General features: G+C 61.9%; 13 protein-coding genes and 1 pseudogene. 10 read left to right on the plus strand and 4 right to left on the minus strand.

Annotated features, from left to right (window positions below):
• Positions 1 to 568 precede the first annotated feature (568 nt).
• From HB376_RS34655 to HB376_RS34680, 6 genes and pseudogenes are all read left to right on the plus strand, one after another.
• Positions 569 to 2,137, plus strand: a complete 1,569-nt coding sequence (locus HB376_RS34655; RefSeq protein WP_255631737.1) for an efflux transporter outer membrane subunit — start codon at positions 569 to 571, stop codon at positions 2,135 to 2,137.
• An 83-nt stretch (positions 2,138 to 2,220) separates the two neighbouring features.
• Positions 2,221 to 3,453 carry an efflux RND transporter periplasmic adaptor subunit gene (locus HB376_RS34660; RefSeq protein WP_213768214.1) on the plus strand — a complete coding sequence of 411 codons (1,233 nt, stop codon included), beginning with the start codon at positions 2,221 to 2,223 and terminating at the stop codon, positions 3,451 to 3,453.
• A 10-nt stretch (positions 3,454 to 3,463) separates the two neighbouring features.
• Entirely contained in the window at positions 3,464 to 6,814 is a 3,351-nt protein-coding gene (locus HB376_RS34665; RefSeq protein ID WP_213768215.1) for an efflux RND transporter permease subunit, read from the plus strand.
• A gap of 60 nt (positions 6,815 to 6,874) precedes the next feature.
• Positions 6,875 to 7,531: a TetR family transcriptional regulator gene (locus tag HB376_RS34670; protein ID WP_213768216.1), complete on the plus strand. Its 657-nt coding sequence runs from the start codon at positions 6,875 to 6,877 to the stop codon at positions 7,529 to 7,531.
• Between the two features lie 37 nt (positions 7,532 to 7,568).
• Positions 7,569 to 7,880: pseudogene (locus tag HB376_RS34675) on the plus strand (hypothetical protein); the annotation flags it as partial.
• Positions 7,877 to 8,431 (plus strand): carboxymuconolactone decarboxylase family protein, encoded by a 555-nt coding sequence (locus tag HB376_RS34680; RefSeq protein ID WP_213768217.1) that lies wholly within the window; start codon positions 7,877 to 7,879, stop codon positions 8,429 to 8,431. The pseudogene HB376_RS34675 and the gene HB376_RS34680, both read left to right, overlap by 4 nt.
• Before the next feature lie 400 nt (positions 8,432 to 8,831).
• On the opposite strand, the gene HB376_RS34685 is transcribed toward HB376_RS34680, so the two are convergent.
• Positions 8,832 to 9,575: a Crp/Fnr family transcriptional regulator gene (locus tag HB376_RS34685; RefSeq protein WP_213768218.1), complete on the minus strand. Its 744-nt coding sequence runs from the start codon at positions 9,573 to 9,575 to the stop codon at positions 8,832 to 8,834.
• A 197-nt stretch (positions 9,576 to 9,772) separates the two neighbouring features.
• On the opposite strand from HB376_RS34685, the gene denD reads away from it, so the two are divergent.
• The 3 genes from denD to HB376_RS34700 are packed head-to-tail and all read left to right on the plus strand — an operon-like array spanning position 9,773 to position 13,043.
• Complete coding sequence (gene denD, locus HB376_RS34690; RefSeq protein ID WP_213768253.1) at positions 9,773 to 10,783, plus strand: D-erythronate dehydrogenase; 1,011 nt, start codon at positions 9,773 to 9,775, stop codon at positions 10,781 to 10,783.
• Positions 10,780 to 12,147, plus strand: coding sequence for an MFS transporter (locus HB376_RS34695; RefSeq protein WP_213768219.1), 1,368 nt, complete (start codon positions 10,780 to 10,782; stop codon positions 12,145 to 12,147). Before denD ends, HB376_RS34695 begins: the two co-directional genes overlap by 4 nt.
• Positions 12,144 to 13,043 (plus strand): NAD(P)-dependent oxidoreductase, encoded by a 900-nt coding sequence (locus HB376_RS34700; protein WP_213768220.1) that lies wholly within the window; start codon positions 12,144 to 12,146, stop codon positions 13,041 to 13,043. The genes HB376_RS34695 and HB376_RS34700 overlap by 4 nt, the downstream gene beginning before the upstream one ends.
• 15 nt (positions 13,044 to 13,058) lie before the next feature.
• Here HB376_RS34700 and HB376_RS34705 read toward each other — a convergent pair whose 3' ends face one another.
• The 3 genes from HB376_RS34705 to HB376_RS34715 all read right to left on the minus strand — a co-directional run bounded on the left by HB376_RS34705 (position 13,059) and on the right by HB376_RS34715 (position 16,620).
• Complete coding sequence (locus HB376_RS34705) at positions 13,059 to 13,850, minus strand: SDR family oxidoreductase (protein ID WP_213768221.1); 792 nt, start codon at positions 13,848 to 13,850, stop codon at positions 13,059 to 13,061.
• Between the two features lie 30 nt (positions 13,851 to 13,880).
• Positions 13,881 to 15,590, minus strand: a complete 1,710-nt coding sequence (gene dhaL, locus HB376_RS34710) for a dihydroxyacetone kinase subunit DhaL (protein ID WP_213768222.1) — start codon at positions 15,588 to 15,590, stop codon at positions 13,881 to 13,883.
• A gap of 136 nt (positions 15,591 to 15,726) precedes the next feature.
• Complete coding sequence (locus HB376_RS34715; RefSeq protein ID WP_213768223.1) at positions 15,727 to 16,620, minus strand: LysR family transcriptional regulator ArgP; 894 nt, start codon at positions 16,618 to 16,620, stop codon at positions 15,727 to 15,729.
• A gap of 176 nt (positions 16,621 to 16,796) precedes the next feature.
• Between HB376_RS34715 and HB376_RS34720 the strand changes: the two genes are divergently transcribed.
• Positions 16,797 to 17,915, plus strand: a complete 1,119-nt coding sequence (locus HB376_RS34720) for an aminotransferase class I/II-fold pyridoxal phosphate-dependent enzyme (RefSeq protein WP_213768224.1) — start codon at positions 16,797 to 16,799, stop codon at positions 17,913 to 17,915.
• Positions 17,916 to 18,065 lie beyond the last annotated feature (150 nt).

The following is an 18,065-nucleotide window of genomic DNA, read 5'->3' on the forward strand; positions in this document are numbered from 1 at the left end:
TCACAAATAATGCAACTTGATTGCAATTGCGAGTCTAGCGCCAGCCGGATGGGTGTCGGCCGGAGCGACTGTTGGAAAGCGCGTACGTCATCTGATCCGGCTCCAGAGGGTTTTAGCAACTCTAGAAGATGATCGGGGTTTATGCCAAAAATAGGGTGTCCTTATCAATAAACGGAAATGAGATCCACTGATTGTCCAGCGCTGGCATGCGGTAAGCCTCGTCCTGGGTTCCTTACAACGGAACAACGCATTCACTCGCTAATCCTGCCAACCTTACAACGTCTGACCGGCGTCATGTCAGGTAACAAAGTGATGTTGCGGCGCAGGGTGCATTTGTGGCGCAATGAGTGGTGATAGCGGACGGCGCGCCGCCGCCGATGCAATCAGATTGCGTTCGTAGCAGCGATCGAGATTGAAATTTTCTTTTAAGATAGTTAAATATACAAAGCTTGTGTCGTCTCGTTGTCGGACTGCCAATCCGGTATGAAGAATGAGTCTGCATGGGACCGGAGTAGGCGCTATGGGATCAGAGTAAGCGCTCACTCAGGTCGACACAGAGGGAATGCACTTGAAAAGTGATTCGTGGACCTCGGGGCCTGCTTACAAAAAACATACGCATCCCCGATCACGGCGCGCGGTGAAGGGCTGCATCGCGCTCGTCGTTGCGACGTCCCTTGCGGCGTGCATGGTCGGCCCGGATTATCGCAAGCCCGAGGTCCAGGTACCCGAAGGGTTCAAGGAAGGCGTCGACTGGCAGCGCGCCGAGGCGAATCCGCAGGCCGCGATTTCGAGCACGTGGTGGCGCATGTATGGCGACGACAAGCTCAATGGTCTCGTCGAGCAGGCATTGCAGGCGAACCAGTCGATCGCGGCGGCCGAAGCCGCCTACCGCGTCGCGCTTGCAACCGTAGAGGAAGACCGGGCGGGCCTGTTTCCGGTCGTCAAGGCCGGCCTGTCCGGCTCGCGTTCCGGCGGCAATATCGGAGGGCTTGCGGCGAGTACCGGTTCGTCGTCGGTCGGGGCGGGTAACAGCGTCATTGCCTCCGGCACCGTCAGTTGGGAACTGGACCTGTGGGGACAGATACGGCGCCAGATCGAGCAAGTGAAAGCGAACGCCGAGTCATCGGATGCGCAGCTTGCCGGCGAACGCATCTCGATCGCGGCCAGTGTCGCGACCGACTACTTCCAGCTGCGCCAGGCAGACTTCGACATTCACGCGTTGAAGGAGCAGCAGGACATCGACAGCCGGATTCTCTCGATGACGCAAACCGGGTTCGCTGAAGGCGAAGCGTCGAACGACGACGTGCTCGACGCGCAGCAGACGCTCGAAATTGTGATCGCCGACCTGCAGGCGACCGAAACGACACGCGAGCAGGACGAGCACGCGATTGCCGTACTGACCGGCACACCGCCGGAGTCATTCAGCATCGACTCCGATCCGGACTATCCTTTCATTTCACCTGCGCTGCCGCCGGCCCTGCCTTCCCAATTGCTCGAGCGGCGCTACGACGTGGTGAGCGCCGAGCGCACGGCAGCGGCGGCCAACGCGGGCATCGGCGTGGCCGAAGCCGCGTTCTATCCGTCGCTGACGCTCACGGCCGAGGGCGGTTTCGCGCACAACACGCTGGCGCATCTGTTCACCGTGCCGAGCCGCTTCTGGACGCTCGGCCCCGATCTCGCGGAAACGATTTTCGACGCCGGCGCACGCACGGCCGCCGTGCACGGTGCGCGCGCGACCTACGACGAAGAGGTCGCGAACTACCGGAATACGGTCCTGACGGCGTTCCAGAGCGTGGAGGACAGCCTGTCGTCGATGAATCACCTGCGGGCGCAGGCAAATGCGTTCGCGAAGGTGTACGACAGCAACAGCCGGCTGTTCGCAAGCCAACAGGCGCAATTCGATGCCGGCGCCGTCAGCCAGCAGAACGTTCTGACGCAACGGCTGACATTGATCCAGGCGGAGCAGAGTCTGCGCGACACGCAGGCGCTGCTTGCCGAAAGCAACGTGCTGCTCGTCAAGAACCTTGGCGGCGGCTGGCAGCGCGACGACGCGGAGGTCGCGTCGGTGCCGGCCGCCGCTTCATCGCCCGCTTCGGAAACTGCAGTACGACCTGCCGCGGCGGGGTCAGCCGACTGACTTACATGCTGTTCCCTACGATGTGGCATTGCGCGGCGTAAGGCGTAACGCGTGTGCCGGCCTCAAGCAAGAACGGAGTTCTCATGAAGTCACGTGCTCAGCGCGCGCCGCTGTCGTATCTGTGTCTGATCGTACTCGCCGCCTGCTCGAAAAGCGCGCCGCCTCCGCCTCCGCCGCAGGTTGCGGTGGTGACGGTGCACATGCAGTCGGTGCCGCTCGAGCGTCAGTTCGTCGGCCGGCTTTCACCTTACTACAGCGCGAACGTAACGGCCCGCGTGTCCGGCGTGCTGCTGCGCCGCACCTACACGGAGGGCTCGCCGGTTCGCGCGGGGCAGCTCCTGTTCGAGATCGATCCGGTCTTTTACCGTGCGCAGCTCAATAATGACCTCGCGCTGCTGGCCGAAGATCAGGCCACCTACGTCAACGACCACATCACGGCCCTGCGCAATCGCAAGCTGCTGCCGGTCGGTTCGGTCTCGCAGCAGACCGTCGACAATTCCGATGCCGCCGAACGCAGCGCGGCGGCCAAGCTCAAGGCCGACGAGGCAACCGTCCAGAGCGCACGGGTCTCGCTCAACTACACGCAGGTGACGGCGCCGATCAGCGGTATCGCCGGACAGCAACAGGTGACGGCGGGCGCGGTGGTCGGCACCAGCACGTCTGATACGGGTGGCAGCGGCACGCTGCTGACGACCGTCCAGCAGATCGACCCGATGTACGTGAACTTCACGCTCAGTTCCGCCGATCTGGCGACGCTGCAGCAGTCCCAGAGCAGCGGCTCGATCGATCTGTCGCAGCAGAATCACACCACGGTGCAGATCGCGCTGCCCAATCGCGCGTCGTACGGCACTGCGGGCACGCTTGATTTCTCAGACGTGACGGTGAATGCGGCGACCGGCTCGATCAATATGCGTGCGCTCGTCGCGAACCCGCAGCGGCGTCTGCTGCCCGGCATGTATGTGTCGCTAAGCGTCAATTTCGGCCAGCAGAACAATGTGTTCCTGATCCCGCAGCAGGCCGTGCAGCGCGACACGGTCGGCGCATATGTGTTCGTGGTTGGCGCGGACGGCAAGGTGGCGCGCAAGGACGTAGAGGCGACCAATAGCCTTGGCAACAACTGGGTCGTCACGCACGGGCTCGCAGACGGCGACCAGATCATCGTGACGGGTGTGCAGATGGCGCGGGAAGGGGCACCGGTGAAGACCGTCGCGTGGCAGCTGCCCGAGGCGGCAGCAGGTGCGTCGGCCTCGGCCGCGTCCATAGGGGTGGCGTCGAGTCCCGCGGCGTCACCGGCGTCGGCCGGCATGGCGAAATAGGAGAGCGCTCATGCCTAGTTTTTTCATTAACCGCCCCGTTTTCGCCTGGGTCATTGCGATCCTGATCTGCCTCTTCGGCATCATCTCCGTGCACGGCATGGGGATCGATTCGTACCCGGACATCGCGCCGCCGGAAGTGACCGTCACGGCGCAGTATCCGGGCGCGAGCGCGCAGACGATGGAATCGACGGTGACCCAGGTGATCGAGCAGCAGCTCACGGGCATCGACAACCTGCTGTATTTCAGTTCGACATCGAGCTCGAACGGGCAGACCCAGATCACCCTCACGTTCGCGACCGGCACCAACCCGGACATCGCGCAGGTGCAGGTGCAGAACAAGGTCACGCTCGCCCAGCCGCTGCTGCCTTCGCAGGTCACGCAGCAAGGGGTCGTGGTGGCGAAGGCGAGCCCGGACATCCTGATGTTCGTCGCGCTGCAGTCGGACAATCCGGCGATCGATGCAGGTCGTCTCTCCGATATCCTCGCGTCGCAGATCCAGCCAAACATCGGCCGTGTGAACGGGGTCGGCAATACGACGCTGCTCGGCTCGGAGTACGCGGTGCGCATCTGGCTCGACCCCGACAAGCTGCAGAGTTACGGGCTATCGACGACCCAGGTGCTCAATGCCGTGTCCTCGCAGAATGCGCAGTTCGCAGCCGGCTCGCTAGGGGCTGATCCGGCCGTGAAAGGGCAGGTGTTTACGGCGAACGTGACGGGCGACAGCCTCTTTTCGTCGCTCAAGCAGTTCCAGGACATCATTGTCGTCGCGAACAGCAACGGCACCACGGTCAAGCTCTCCGACGTGGCGCGCATTTCGTTCGGCTCGCAGACATACGGCTTCGCGCCGGTCTATAACGGCAAGGCGGCGGGGGGCATGGCCGTGTTCCTGCTGCCGGGCGCCAACGCGCTCGCGGTCGCGAAGGCAGTCAAAGCCGAGATGGCGGCGCTCGCGAAGGATCTGCCGGAGGGCGTCACGTGGAGCGTGCCCTACGACACCACGCCGTTTATTACCGCATCGATCGTGGACGTGATCCGCACGCTCGTCGAGGCGATCGTGCTGGTGTTTTTCGTGATGCTGATCTTCCTGCAGAATCTGCGGGCCACGATCATTCCGACGCTCGTGATTCCGGTCGCGCTGCTCGGCACTTTCATTGGCCTGTCGGCGCTGCACTACACGCTCAACCAGTTGACCCTGTTCGGCATGGTGCTCGCGATCGGCATCGTGGTCGACGATGCGATCGTCGTGATCGAAAACGTTGAACGCATCATGACCGAGGAGCATTTAGAGCCAAGGGCGGCGACACGCAAGGCGATGGGCCAGATCACCGGCGCCATCATCGCGATCACGGTGGTGCTCTCCGCCGTGTTCATCCCGTCCGCGCTGCAGCCGGGCGCGACCGGCATCATCTACGCGCAGTTCGCGCTGACGATCGCGGTGTCGATGGGATTCTCCGCGTTCCTCGCGATGTCGTTCACCCCCTCGCTGTGCGCGGCGATCCTGAAGCCCGAACACGCGGAGAAAAAGAACTGGTTCTACCGCTGGTTCGACCGTAGTTTCGACTGGACAACAAAAAAGTATCTCGGACATGCCGGCCGTGCCGTGCAGCATGCGCCGCGCTGGATGATCGCATTCGTGCTCGTCGTGGTGCTGACTGGCTTTCTGTACACGAAGCTGCCGACCAGCTTCGTGCCTGACGAGGATCAGGGCTTCGCGCTCGCACTTATCAACCTGCCGCCCGGCTCGACGCTGGAGAGCACCGATCACGTGATGACCGAGGTGCGCGACAAGCTCACGCACAGTCCGTTCAGCAAGGAAATCGTGGGGATTTTCCAGCCAGAAGGTTTCAGCTTTGTCGGCACGAGCGAAAACGTCGGCATGTCGTTCATCAAGCTGGCAGACTGGGACAAGCGCGATGACACCGCGATGACGCTGATTCCAAAGATCAACCAGACCCTTCATGGCATTTCCGATGCGCAGATCTTCGCGGTGAATCTGCCGACCATCCGCGGTCTCAGCCAGTTCGGCGGCATCGACATGTATTTGCAGGCACGTGAAGGCCAGTCGCGCGCAGAGCTTGGTCAGGCGACGGGCACGCTGCTCGCCGGTGCGGCGAAGAGCCCGGTGCTGTTCGGGATCCGCCCCAACTCGCTGCCGAGCGCACCGCAACTGGACATCGCGGTGGACCGGACCCAGGCCCAGGCGATGGGCCTCACGCTGACCGATGTCTACAACACGCTCCAGATGGAGCTCGCGCCGTTTTACATCGACCAGTTCACTTACGGCGGGCGCGTGAAGCGTGTCTATATCCAGGCGGATGCGCCGTACCGGATGGGACTCGATGCACTCCAGCACCTGTATACGCCGAGCGTTTTCACAAACAGCGCAGGCACCAGCACGACCGCGAGCCAGTCGTCATCGACCGTCGCGAGCACGTCGCCGAACGGCTTCACGACGCCCGCCGATCCCTCGCCCGCGAATACGTCGATCAGCCCCTACAACATGGTGCCGCTCGCAAGCGTGGTGAATGCCAAATGGAGCTTCGGACCGACGGTGCTGCCGCGCTACAACGGCTACTCCGCGATCGAGATCGTCGGCAACTCTGCGCCGAGCTATTCAACCGGGCAGGCGATCGATGTGCTGCAGAATATCGTGGACCGCCAGTTGCCGACGGGTTTCGCGGCGGACTGGACCGGGCAGTCGTTCCAGGAACTGCTGTCGGGCTCGTCGGCGGTGACGCTGCTATTGCTGTCGATCGTGGTGGTGTTCCTGTGTCTCGCCGCGCTGTATGAAAGCTGGTCGATTCCGGCTGCGGTGCTGCTGGTCGTGCCGCTCGGCATGCTCGGCATGCTGGCGTTCTGCCTCTCATTCGGAGTACCAAACGATATCTACTTCAAGATCGGCCTCGTGACCGTGATCGGTCTCGCGGCGAAAAACGCGATCCTGATCGTCGAGTTCGCGGTGGAGGGTCAGCAACGTGGCATGACGCTGCGCGATGCCGTCCTGACCGCGGCCCGGCTGAGACTGCGTCCGATCTTGATGACATCGATGGCCTTCATTCTCGGCGTGTTCCCGCTCGTTATCTCGTCAGGTGCAGGCGCCGCTTCGCGTCACGAGATTGGCACCGGCGTGATCGGCGGCATGCTGTTTGCGACGTTCCTCGGTCTGCTGCTGATTCCGGTGTTCTATGTAGCAGTACGGCGAATGCTTGGCGACAAGCTCGACGAGGTATCGCACAAGATGCCTCATCACGACGGCGGCGACGACGACGGCAAGCACGACGGTGGGACACCGGGTGGTGACGGTCATGGCGGCGGGAGCGGGAGCGGCCAAAGCCCCGCCGGGGAGGGCGCGCCAGCCTAGCGAGCCGACGCGCGCCAGATGCGACGCGCTTCAGTCAGCCATGCACCGCCGCAGCAACCGATGAAAAACACACGGCAACAGGCGCTGGAGACGCGCAATCAGATTCTCGACGCCGCCGAGCGGGTCTTCGCCGAGCATGGCGTCGCCCATACGACGCTGGAGGAGGTCGCGGTGCGGGCAGGGTTCACGCGCGGCGCGATTTACGGACACTTTCGCAACAAGGGCGCGCTATTCGTCGCCATGACGAACCGGGTCATGCTGCCAATGGAAATGCTGGTCGCAGCGTCGGTTGATGCCGGCGAGCCCGATCCGCTAGGCAGGATACGGCAACTGCTGGTGTTCTGCCTCGGCAAGGCCGTAGTAGAGCCACACAGCCGCCGTGTGTTCGAAGTGCTGTTCACGAAGTGTGAGCACACACGCGACATGGATCTTGTGTTTGATCGACAGCGCAACGCCGCCCGAGATGGAAGAAAGCAGCTTGAGCTTGCTTTGCGTAACGCCATCGCACGAGGGCAGTTGCCGCGCGACCTGGATACGGCTCGCGCGTCAAGCGTCGTGCATGCGTTTCTCGGCGGGGTCTTGCGAGACTGGCTGCTGGAGCAGGATTCGATCGTATTGCCGCGCGATGCTGAGTATCTGGCGGATGTGTGCATCGGCATGCTGGCGGATTCGCCTTCGTTGCGGCGAAGGTGCGGCGATACGCATTCGCTCGAATGACTTGGCGCGGGACGCCGGTCAGCGACGAGATCTACACACCATTGTCAACGGCTCCGGTTTCTTCCTGCATGGGCACGCTATAGCTTGCGCGGCGGCGCTGTAGGTCCAGCGGGTCTTCGCGGATGAGAAGTTACGCGCAATAGTAAAAGCCGAAGCGATGAAGCGCGGCCAGATGGTCTATCCGATGCGCGGTACAGTGACGGCGCGGCAGGAGACCACGTGCTTCTGACGCCACCGTTCATCGCGACGGCCGGACAAATCGGCACCCGACGCCATAGACAGCGCATTAACCGCAAATCGGCGCACCGGGCGATCGCTAAGTGACAATCAAACTCTGGATAACCCATGACCCATCGCCTTCCGAATTTCGATATCGCCAACGCCACCGACGAACAAAAAACGGTTCTTCAAAGCATCCTGAACGGTCCACGCGGCAACTTGAACGGCCCGTTCCTCGGATGGATTCATAGTCCGGAACTGGCTGACCACGCTCAACGGCTTGGCGCGTTTTGTCGATACAAGACGGGCTTGTCACTGCGCTTGTCTGAGCTGGCAATTCTCGTCACCGCCGCGCGATGGCAATCGCAAGGGGAGTGGTTCATTCACTATCCCATCGCGTTGGATGCAGGCGTTCCGAAGGCGGTTGCCGACGCCATCCACCGAGGGGAGCGGCCATCGTTCGATGACGCCGACGACGCGCTCATCTATGAGTTTGCCACTGAGCTATACGAGACCCGTCGAGTGTCCGATAAAACGTTCGCCGCAGCCGTCGCACGCTTCGAGCACGTGGTCGTCATCAATCTGGTCGGATTGCTCGGTTACTACGTGTTGGTCGCGATGACCCTGAACACGTTCGGCATGCGCGCCGAAGGGCAGACCACACTACCGTTCCCGGAATAACGAACCCTGATTAAAAAGCCACCTTACTTCGAAGGTGGCTTTTTTTACGCGCTACGAGTCTTCACATTCGGACCCAGCGCTCACAAAAAAGGCAGCATCAACCCGCGATGCGCATCCATGCCTTATGGTTTTTAATGGATTGATATGTATACATAGTAATAGTTAACAAGCATCGACCGTTTCTGTGGATAAGCGATCAATCTCCCTTCGGATCAACGCTCTAACGAAAAGGTAACTCGCGTACCAAGTGGGGACTGCGGCGGTGGCCGAAGGATAACTTCTGGCGTTTGATGCTCGGTACTCGAGTTATCAAGATTCCACCCACAGCTCTTCACCGAGTTATGCCGGAGTTATCCAGAGCTTTGCGTGCAGCAAGCAACGGCGCGCCACCAACATCGGCTCACTCATAAAGCTGCACGAGGGCTTCGCGGTTCACCACCACGATCTGGCTGTACTGCACCTTGATCCACCCCAGCCGCGACCACTCGGCGAGCTTGCGATTCATCGTCTGCCGGCTACTGCCCAGCAGCATGCTCAAGTCTTCCTGCGGCAAATGCAGGTCGATAATCCGTCCCGCCGGATGATCTGCCCCATACGCATCCACCAGCGTCACAAGATGCTTCGCGAGCCGCGCCGACAAACTCAGCAACGCGTGATCCTCGACCAGCGCGAACGAATATCGAATCACCGCGCACAACAGCAGCGCAAATTCCCGATACAAAGCCGGACGCCGCCCCAGCAGCGCCTCCACATCGCGTCTTGCGAGCGTCAGCAACACGCACGGTCCGCAAGCGCGAATGTCATGCGTGCGCGGACCGCCATCGATCAATCCAATCTGCCCGAACCATTCATCCCGCCCGTAGTAATTGAAGATCGCCTCGCGTCCTTCCGCCGACACCGAGCTGATCCGCACCGCCCCAGACAGCACGCGATACAGCGAATCGGACGGCGCGTGTTTGCTGTGAATCGCGTCGCCGGCGTCGAGTTGGCGAACCGACCCACGCTCGACCATCCAGTCGATCTCCTCCAGAGGCAACGCCGCGAGAACCGGGTCCTTGCGGACGCATGAGCGCAGTCGGGCAAGCGTGTCGGCGTTGGTCCACGGACGCTCGCCGCCGTTCTCAGGGAATTGGGAGACTGTCATGTAGGCGACACTTTATTCGACGAAGTGCGGTTATAAACGTGTTCACACGACGCGATGCATCGCGTCTGACGACAGCTTAACGGCACCGGGAGAAACCGGCTCGGCCGCCCAAAAAAGGTTAGACGAGACAGAGCGGGTCCGGTGTAGGCCGGGCGGCTCATCCAATGGAGGACGTTCCTGTGCCATCACATTCACCCCTGCGTATCCTGATCACCGGCGGAACTGGTTTTATCGGCAAGCGGATTGCGCGTCACCTGCTTGATGCAGGCACGTTCCAGTTGGAGGGCGAAGCGCCCCGCGAGATTGGCAAGATCATTCTCTTCGACGCCTTCCCCGGCGAAGACGTACCCAGCGATGCCCGCATTGAAGTCCGCATTGGCGATATCGACGACCGCGAGACCGTCGCGGAGATCACGCGCGATGTCGATCTCGTCTGGCATCTCGCCGCGGTCGTCAGTTCGGCGGCCGAGGCCGATTTCGATCTCGGCATGCAGGTGAATTTGTACGGCCTGCTGAACCTGCTCGAAGCATTGCGCGAGCGCAACACGCGCACGCGTCTGGTCTATGCAAGCGGCTTCGCGGTGTTCGGCGGAGAACTGCCGCCCGTCGTCACCGATGCAACCGCGCCCACGCCTAAATCGTCGTATGGCATGCAGAAGGCGGTCGGCGAATTGCTGGTGGCTGACTACAGCCGCCGGGGTTTTATCGATGGCCGCACGCTGCGCCTGCCGACCATCACGGTTCGTCCGGGCAAACCCAACAAGGCCGCGTCGACCTTCGTCAGTTCGATCATCCGCGAACCGCTCAATGGTCAACGCGCGGTGTGTCCGGTGAAGCCCGACACGGTTGTGTATATCTCGTCGCCGCGTCGCGCACTCGACGCCATGCTGCGCGCGATGCATCTCGCCGATGCCACCATCGGCGCCGAGCGCACGCTGCCATTACCGGGGCTGACGGTCAGCGTTGCCGGGATGGTGGAATCGCTGGCCCGCGCGGGCGGTGTGGCGGCGACCGAGTTGATCGATTGGGTGCCGGACGCTCAGGTGCAGCGTATTGTGGAAAGCTGGCCGACGCATGTCGAAGCCACGCGTGCGAGCGCGCTGGGTTTTCATGCCGATCCGGACTTCGATGCCATCGTAAAAGCGCATATCGAGGACGAAGCTGTCCCTGTCGCGCGTACGGTTGACCCGCGAGGAGTGAGCGCATGAGCACACTATCCACGCCAGTTTCGGATCTGGAAAAGCAGACGATCAGCCGCGTGACGCGCAGGTTGATCCCGTTTCTGGCGCTGCTTTTTATCATCGCTTTTCTCGATCGGACCAACGTAGGTTTCGCCGCGTTGCGAATGAACCAGGACATTGGCATCAGTCAGACTTTGTATGGTTTCGGCGCGGGCATCTTTTTTCTCGGCTATTTTATTTTCGAAGTGCCGAGCAACATTTTCATGCATCGATACGGCGCACGCCTCTGGATCGCGCGGATCATGGTGACGTGGGGCATCGTGGCGAGCGTGATGGGAATGCTGCAAACGCCCGTGCATTTCGTCGTGCTGCGGGCGCTGCTCGGGGTCGCTGAAGCGGGGTTCTTTCCGGGCGTCATCTATCTGCTCTCATTGTGGTTTCCCGCGCGGTACCGCGCGCAGGTGATCGCGGGTTTCTATCTCGGCGTGCCGATCTCCCAGGTGATCGGCGCGCCGCTGAGCGTCAGCCTGATCGAGCTTGGCGAACATATCGGCGTGACGGGTTGGCGGTTGATGTATGTGCTCGAAGGTCTGCCGGCAATCTTGCTGGGGGTGGTCTGCTGGTTTTATCTGAGCGATAGGCCGTCGGAAGCGCGCTGGCTCACCGACGAACAGCGCAATTGGCTCATGCGCACGCTCGCGGCCGAGGAAGCCGCAAAGCCGCTTGCGGTTGGCAAAGGCATGAGCCACGGCGCGCAGATCCGGACGGTGCTGAAGAACCGCGTTGTCTGGGCGATGGGATTGACTTACTTCGGCATCACATCCGGCTCGAACGCGATGAACTTCTTCTTCCCCAGCGTGCTCCAGTCGTTTCAGGAATCGTTTGGGATCAAGCTCGGACTGCTGCAAAACGGCCTGATTACAGCGATCCCGTACGCGCTTGCCGGCGTTGCGATGTTCTATTGGAGCAGGCGCTCGGACCGCAAGCAGGAGCGCTATGTTCACGTGGCCAGCGCTGCACTTCTGGCCGCGGTATCCATCGCGATTGCGCTCGTTGTGGATCATCCTCTGGCGACTATCGTGGGATTCATCCTGCTCGCAATCGGCGTCTATAGCGCGGTAATCACGTTCTGGGCTATCCCGGGTCAGGTACTCACGGGCGTGGGCGCGGCAGCGGGTATTGGACTGATCAATTCAGTCGGCAACCTGAGCGGTTTTGCGGGTCCTTACCTCATTGGACTGATCAAGACGGCCACTGGCAGCTATACGCCGGGCTTCCTGCTGATCGCCGCGCTGGTCGGTGCGGGCGGGGTGGGCGCGCTGTTGTTGCCGCGCCGTCCCGGATCGGCGACCATGCCGATAGTGACTACCGAACAGCGAGGTGACGCATGAAGGACGAGGTGATTGCATTTCTGGGGACCGGCCTGATGGGCGAGCCGATGGCGCGCAACCTGCTGGCGGCCGGGTATGGCGTGCGAGCCTGGAATCGCTCGAAGGAGAAGGCTTCCGCGCTCGCTGAAAAAGGCGCCGTGGTTTGCGACACGCCAGCAGACGCGGCTCAAGGCGCGAACGTGCTGATCTGCATGCTGAGCGATGGTCCGACCTGCGACGCCGTGGTATTCCACGACAAGACTGTCCTGGCTGCGCTCAGCGCCGGCGCGACGGTGATCGTGATGAGTTCGATTCCCGTGGAGACCGCCGTCGAACAGTCGCGAACGAGCGCCGAGCGGGGTTTGGGTTATCTCGACGCGCCGGTATCGGGCGGCCAGCAAGGCGCGATCGATGCAACGCTCGCGATCATGGCCGGCGGCGAACTGGATACCTTCGAGGCGGCGCGCGAACTGCTTGGCGCAATGGGTCGCCCGGTGCGCGTTGGCCCCGCCGGAACAGGACAGCAGACGAAGCTTGCGAATCAGTTGATCGTGGCAAACACGATTGCTGCCGTGGCTGAAGCGTTATTGTTCGCGGAGCGTGGCGGCGCGGACCCGGCGAAGGTTATCGAAGCGCTTGCCGGTGGCTTTGCCGATTCGCCGATCCTGCGCAAGCACGGCCAACGCATGATCGACGAAACGTTCGCGCCCGGTGGCGCCGCGAAGTATCAGTTGAAGGACACGCGTACCGCGTTGGCGCGGGCACGGTCCCTCGGGCTTGAGTTGCCGGTGGCGCACATTGTGGATGCGCTGTTCGCTTCAATGGTCGATCACGGTGACGGCGATCTCGACCATAGCGCGCTCATTCGCGAGATCCGGCGCGAGAACAACTTGTCGTTAAGCCGTAAAGACAGTTGAGCGCATGGGCGAGTTTCAAACCGTCTTCAGCATCCCGCCATCGACGAAATAAGTCGATCCCACGCTATAGCTCGCACGCTCCGAGCATAGGAAGACGATAAAGCTCGCCAGCTCGTCGGGTGTAGCGAAACGGCGAATGGGCGCGTGTTCGTCGGCGACGTGTTGCAAATGCGCTTCCCAGTCGCCGCCCGAATCGCGCGTCAGTTCCTTGGCCGTCTTGATCCAGTCGGGTGTCAGCACAAGCCCCGGATTGATCGTGTTGACGCGGATATTGTCCTTGATCAGCTCGTTCGCCAGATTCTTCGACAGCATCATCAACGCGGCTTTCGTCACGTTGTAGATAGGCTCGTAGCCGAGCGGCTGCGTCGCGCAGATCGACGCGTTATTCAGGATCGCGCCACCGCCACGCGCTTTCATCAACGGTACGAGACCGCGCGCGAGGCGCACGGCCGCCATCACATGAAGGTCCCAATAGGACTGCCATTTCTCGTCGGGCGCGTCCATGATGGTTTCGTTGCTACCCGTGCCGGCGTTGTTGAAGAGGATATCGGCGCCGCCGAAATTCGCGCTCGCCGCAGCAACGATCTTGTCTACGCCCTCGGTCGTGGCGACGTCGCAAGCGACCGGCACCGCCGATACGCCGAACTCCCGCGCGATGCGCGCAGCAGCCTCCGTCAGCCGTTCTTCCTGCCGCGCTGCTAGCAGCAGATTCGAGCCTTCCGCCGCGAAGGCCTCCGCGACAGCGAGCCCGATGCCCACGCTCGCGCCCGTCAATACGACAACCTTGCCGCGCAAATTCAGATCCATTTTTATCGTCTCCTTTTTAGTTGCTTAAGTTCAAGTGTTCAGTGCGCCGCGGATAGCGGCAAGCCACAATCCGACCGCGTGTGCACCGGGATCTGCAAAGCCCAGCGCACGATCGCCCACGTAACTGGAACGTCCGAGCCGCGGGGTCATCGACGCCGTTTGCGCAGCGCCTGATGTCGCTGCATCGACGGCTGCTTTCAATGCTTCGTCCGTATCGATACCGCCTGATGTCGCGAGCGCGCTTTGCAGTGCGACGGCCGCCGGATGCAGCGCATCGACCATGGTTCGATCGCCGGGATGCGCGCCGCCCAGCGCTGTTACGCCATCGACAGCCGCAGTGAACGCCGCTGACCAATCCTTGGCAGCAGACTCGCCAGACTGTTCGATAACCGCTGCCGCGCGCAACAGCATAACTGCGTAGAGCGGCCCCGATGTGCCGCCCACCACGCGCCGGATTGTGGCGGACATGGTCCGCAGCACGGCTCCCGGTGTGTGCTCCGAGGGATAGGTATTGATCTCGTGAAGGATGCTGCGGGCCGCCCGTGACAGGCTGATGCCGAGATCACCGTCGCCCACGCGCTGATCCATCTCGGTCAGGACCGGTTCGGCTTCGAGAAGGCACGCGCATACCGCTTCGATAACCCGTCGCAACGACGAGTCACGCGAGAGCCGCGCGCCGCTAGCTATAACCGGCGCGACAGGTGCCGGCTTAACCGATGCCTGCGCGACGCGGCCGCTCAACGCGGGCCATGCTGTGGTCTGCGCAGCCGCGTCGAGCCATGCGAGCCGTTGATCGTCCACGCGCAATAACGTGAGGGAAATGCCGGCCATATCGAGCGCGCTCAGGAACGTGCCCGACCATGCCCGCTCGACCCGGACCCGATGTTCGCGAAGGGTGCGCAGCGCCGATCCCGCAACAATGCTCAGCTCGCTCGACGGCGTGCCGCCCAGATTATTCACGAGCAACGCGACGCGGTCATCGGGCTTCAATGCAAGATCGCCGATGATTTTCGCGAGCAGGCGCCCGACAATCTGCGCGGCCGGTTCGAGCGCGCCGCGCTCCACGCCGGGCTCGCCGTGAATGCCGAGACCCCATTCGATTTCATCGTCGGCGAGCTGGAAACCCGGCTTGCCAGCGGCCGGCACCGTGCATGGCGTAAGAGCCACGCCCATGGTGCCAAGCGATGCCGCCGTGTCGCGCGCAATCTGCGCTACTTCGCTGAGCGGCCGCCCCTCGGCCGCAGCGGCGCCCGCGACCTTGTGCACGAACACGGTCCCGGCGAGACCGCGCCGGCCGGCGTGCTCGCCGTGTGCGGAAAGAGCGACATCGTCGGCGACGATCACCATGTCCACCGCAATGCCCTCGGCCCGCGCGATCTCCGCGGCAAGGCCGAAATTGAACCGGTCGCCCGTGTAGTTCTTGACGATGAGAAGCACGCCTGCGGGACCGGCTACAGTCCGGATGGCATCGAGGACGGCATCGGTCGAGGGCGACGTGAAGACCTCGCCGGCGACCGCCGCGCTGAGCATGCCGGGACCCACGTAACCGCCGTGCGCGGGTTCGTGCCCCGAGCCGCCGCCGGAGATCAGGGCCACTTCGCCGCGCGCTGCTGCCGCCTCGGCATCGGCGCGCACGATGATCGTGCTGCCCTGCAGCAACGACAAGCCCGGGTTGAGCGCGGCGAGTCCGTCGAGCATGTCGGGCACGACTTCGGAGACGTCGTTGATGAGCTTTTTCATGTCAGCCATCCTTCTTTGAAGCCGATGGCTCTTCGGTACGAGCCCTTTGCGGTTGGGAGACATGATAGATGGCCCGACTGCATCGCGCTTTTGCGTTCTTCAATCGCTCTTACATCGCGCTTGTCAGTCACGCATGTCAGTCGAGAAACTCGGCCGCGCGTTGCTGAAGCATGGCCCTGAAGTCATCGAGCCAGCCGATGGACAGACGCCAGCTCTGCCAATACAGATCGACATCGATATGCGCGCCCGGCACCATTTCAACCAGCTCGCCCGACGCGAGTGCCGGCCCGATCATCTGCGTGGGACACATGCCCCACGCCATTCCAGACAGGCACGCCCGCAGATAGCCCGCAACGTGTGGAATCAGATGGCGCGGCGGATCGAGATCCGCCCGCGTGATCCGCCGCATGAAGCGCTTTTGCATCTGATCCTTCGGACTGAAGTCGACGCGCGGCGCGTGACGCAGCGCATCGCGCGTCACCCCCGCGCTGAAGTGCCGGTCAAAGTACGCCGGTGAGCAAACGGGCAGGTAGCGCATGCGCCCCAGCTTGGTCGAGCGGCATCCCTGCACCGGCTCGGCTTGCGTGGTGACCGCGCCTTGCACGCTGCCGTCGCGGAGTTGTTGCGCCGTGTATTCCTGATCTTCGATAACCAGATCCAGCAGCATTTCCCGTTCGGCGCAGAAGCCGGAGATGGCGTCGATGAACCAGGTGCCCACGCTGTCGTCGTTGACCGCCATGCGAAACGTTGGCCACTTTCCAGCGATCATGCCCGGCAAGGTTGGCATCTGCCCGCCGAGTTCTGTTTCGAGTCGCTGCACGCGTTCTATATGACGACAAAGCAGCGCGCCCGGAGGCGTGGCAATACACGGCTGGCCGCGCTTCACCAGCACGCTTCCGACTCTTTCCTCCAGCAGCTTCACTCGCTGTGAGACGGCCGATGGCGTCACGTTCAGTTCCCGGGCGGCGCGATCGAACGAGCCGAGGCGCACGACCGCTCCGAGTGCATCGAGCAAGGCGTAATCCAACATTAGTAAAATTTAACTCGCATTAGGAAAGTTAGCTTCTTTTAAGCATCGACGAAAGGCAGACTACGCCTGTTGGTAGTGCACGTCCACTGGCCTTTTTTGCCGGACCGGGCGCTGGCTGTCGCACGTGCGCGCCTCGCTACCCGCTGCAAAGACAGAATCCTCTCCCGGAAAAAGCCATGACTCCATCGCCGTTTCAACTCGAGCGTTATTTCGCTGTTCACGAATTCACCGCCCGCTATCTGCTGTGCAGCTCCGATCCGGAATCCATGTCGATCGCTGACCTGCTTGCGCTCGAACCCGGTTCCATGGAAGGCCTTGGCAGCCTGCGTCTGGGATACACCGAATATCCCGGTGCGCCTGAACTTCGGCGAGAACTTGCAACGTTGTACGAATCAATCCATATCGATAACCTGATCGTGCACACGGGCGCTCAGGAAGCGATTTTCTCGTTCGTCCATTCGATGCTCAAGGCGGGCGACCATATGATCGTCCACATGCCTGGTTATCAGTCGCACTACTCGATCGCTGAAGCGGCGGGTGTTTCAGTGTCGCCGTGGCTTGCACGCGAATCGGAGAATTGGGCCCTGGATCCCGACGAGTTGGAGAAGCTCGTCAGGCCGGAAACGAAAGCGTTGCTGATCTGCGCTCCGCACAATCCGACCGGTTATCTGCCTGAGCGCGAGCGGTTTGAAGCTGTTGTTGAGTTCTGCCGGCGACGTGGTTTCTGGCTATTCAGCGACGAGGTCTATCGAGGGCTGGAGCATGATCCCGCAGCTCGTTTGCCGGCGGCCTGCGATCTCTATGAGAAAGCGATATCGCTTGGGGCTTTATCGAAGTCGCATGGTTTGGCGGGGCTGCGCGTTGGCTGGGTCGCCACCCGGGATCGCGATGTGCTCGCGGCCATGAGCGCGTTCAAGGACTACCTGACCATCTGCAATAGCGCGCCCAGCGAGTATCTCGCGGCCATTGCGGTGCGTAACACGGGCGCGTTGATCGAACGCAATACGTCGATTGTCAGGAATAACCTGGCCATCCTCGATCCGTTCTTCGAACGTCATCAAGAGATCCTGGAGTGGCGCCGGCCGTCAGCAGGGACGGTCGCGTTTCCTAGACTGAGGCGCGGGGGAGCCGAGCGCTTCTGCGCTGAAGTCCTCGAACATACAGGCGTACTTCTGCTTCCCAGCACGCTTCTCGATCATGGCGACGAGCATTTCCGTATTGGCCTCGGACGGAGAAACTTGCCGGAGGTCCTGAAAATATTCGAGAACTATTTGCGTGAGCGCGGTACGAAGTAGGACCGCCGGGGAGGCGCTGACCGACTTAGGTTTGTGGACTTCTCCCCTTCCGGGGCTAGTGCCGATGCGCACTGGCGCTTTACGTTTGCCGATTCACTCGTACACTAAGGTGCTATATCGCTAAGACTCACGGACGTGCAAATCACGGAG

Origin of the sequence: Caballeronia sp. dw_19, from assembly GCF_018449515.1 — a bacterium.
Classification (GTDB): domain Bacteria; phylum Pseudomonadota; class Gammaproteobacteria; order Burkholderiales; family Burkholderiaceae; genus Caballeronia.

What these genes read in the sequence shown, in the direction of transcription:
- HB376_RS34660 (WP_213768214.1), top strand. Translation starts at nt 2,221, where the DNA reads ATGAAGTCACGTGCTCAGCGCGCGCCGCTGTCGTATCTGTGTCTGATC.
- HB376_RS34665 (WP_213768215.1), top strand. Translation starts at nt 3,464, where the DNA reads ATGCCTAGTTTTTTCATTAACCGCCCCGTTTTCGCCTGGGTCATTGCG.
- HB376_RS34670 (WP_213768216.1), top strand. Translation starts at nt 6,875, where the DNA reads ATGAAAAACACACGGCAACAGGCGCTGGAGACGCGCAATCAGATTCTC.
- HB376_RS34680 (WP_213768217.1), top strand. Translation starts at nt 7,877, where the DNA reads ATGACCCATCGCCTTCCGAATTTCGATATCGCCAACGCCACCGACGAA.
- HB376_RS34685 (WP_213768218.1), bottom strand. Translation starts at nt 9,575, where the DNA reads ATGACAGTCTCCCAATTCCCTGAGAACGGCGGCGAGCGTCCGTGGACC.
- HB376_RS34695 (WP_213768219.1), top strand. Translation starts at nt 10,780, where the DNA reads ATGAGCACACTATCCACGCCAGTTTCGGATCTGGAAAAGCAGACGATC.
- HB376_RS34700 (WP_213768220.1), top strand. Translation starts at nt 12,144, where the DNA reads ATGAAGGACGAGGTGATTGCATTTCTGGGGACCGGCCTGATGGGCGAG.
- HB376_RS34705 (WP_213768221.1), bottom strand. Translation starts at nt 13,850, where the DNA reads ATGGATCTGAATTTGCGCGGCAAGGTTGTCGTATTGACGGGCGCGAGC.
- dhaL (WP_213768222.1), bottom strand. Translation starts at nt 15,590, where the DNA reads ATGAAAAAGCTCATCAACGACGTCTCCGAAGTCGTGCCCGACATGCTC.
- HB376_RS34715 (WP_213768223.1), bottom strand. Translation starts at nt 16,620, where the DNA reads ATGTTGGATTACGCCTTGCTCGATGCACTCGGAGCGGTCGTGCGCCTC.
- HB376_RS34720 (WP_213768224.1), top strand. Translation starts at nt 16,797, where the DNA reads ATGACTCCATCGCCGTTTCAACTCGAGCGTTATTTCGCTGTTCACGAA.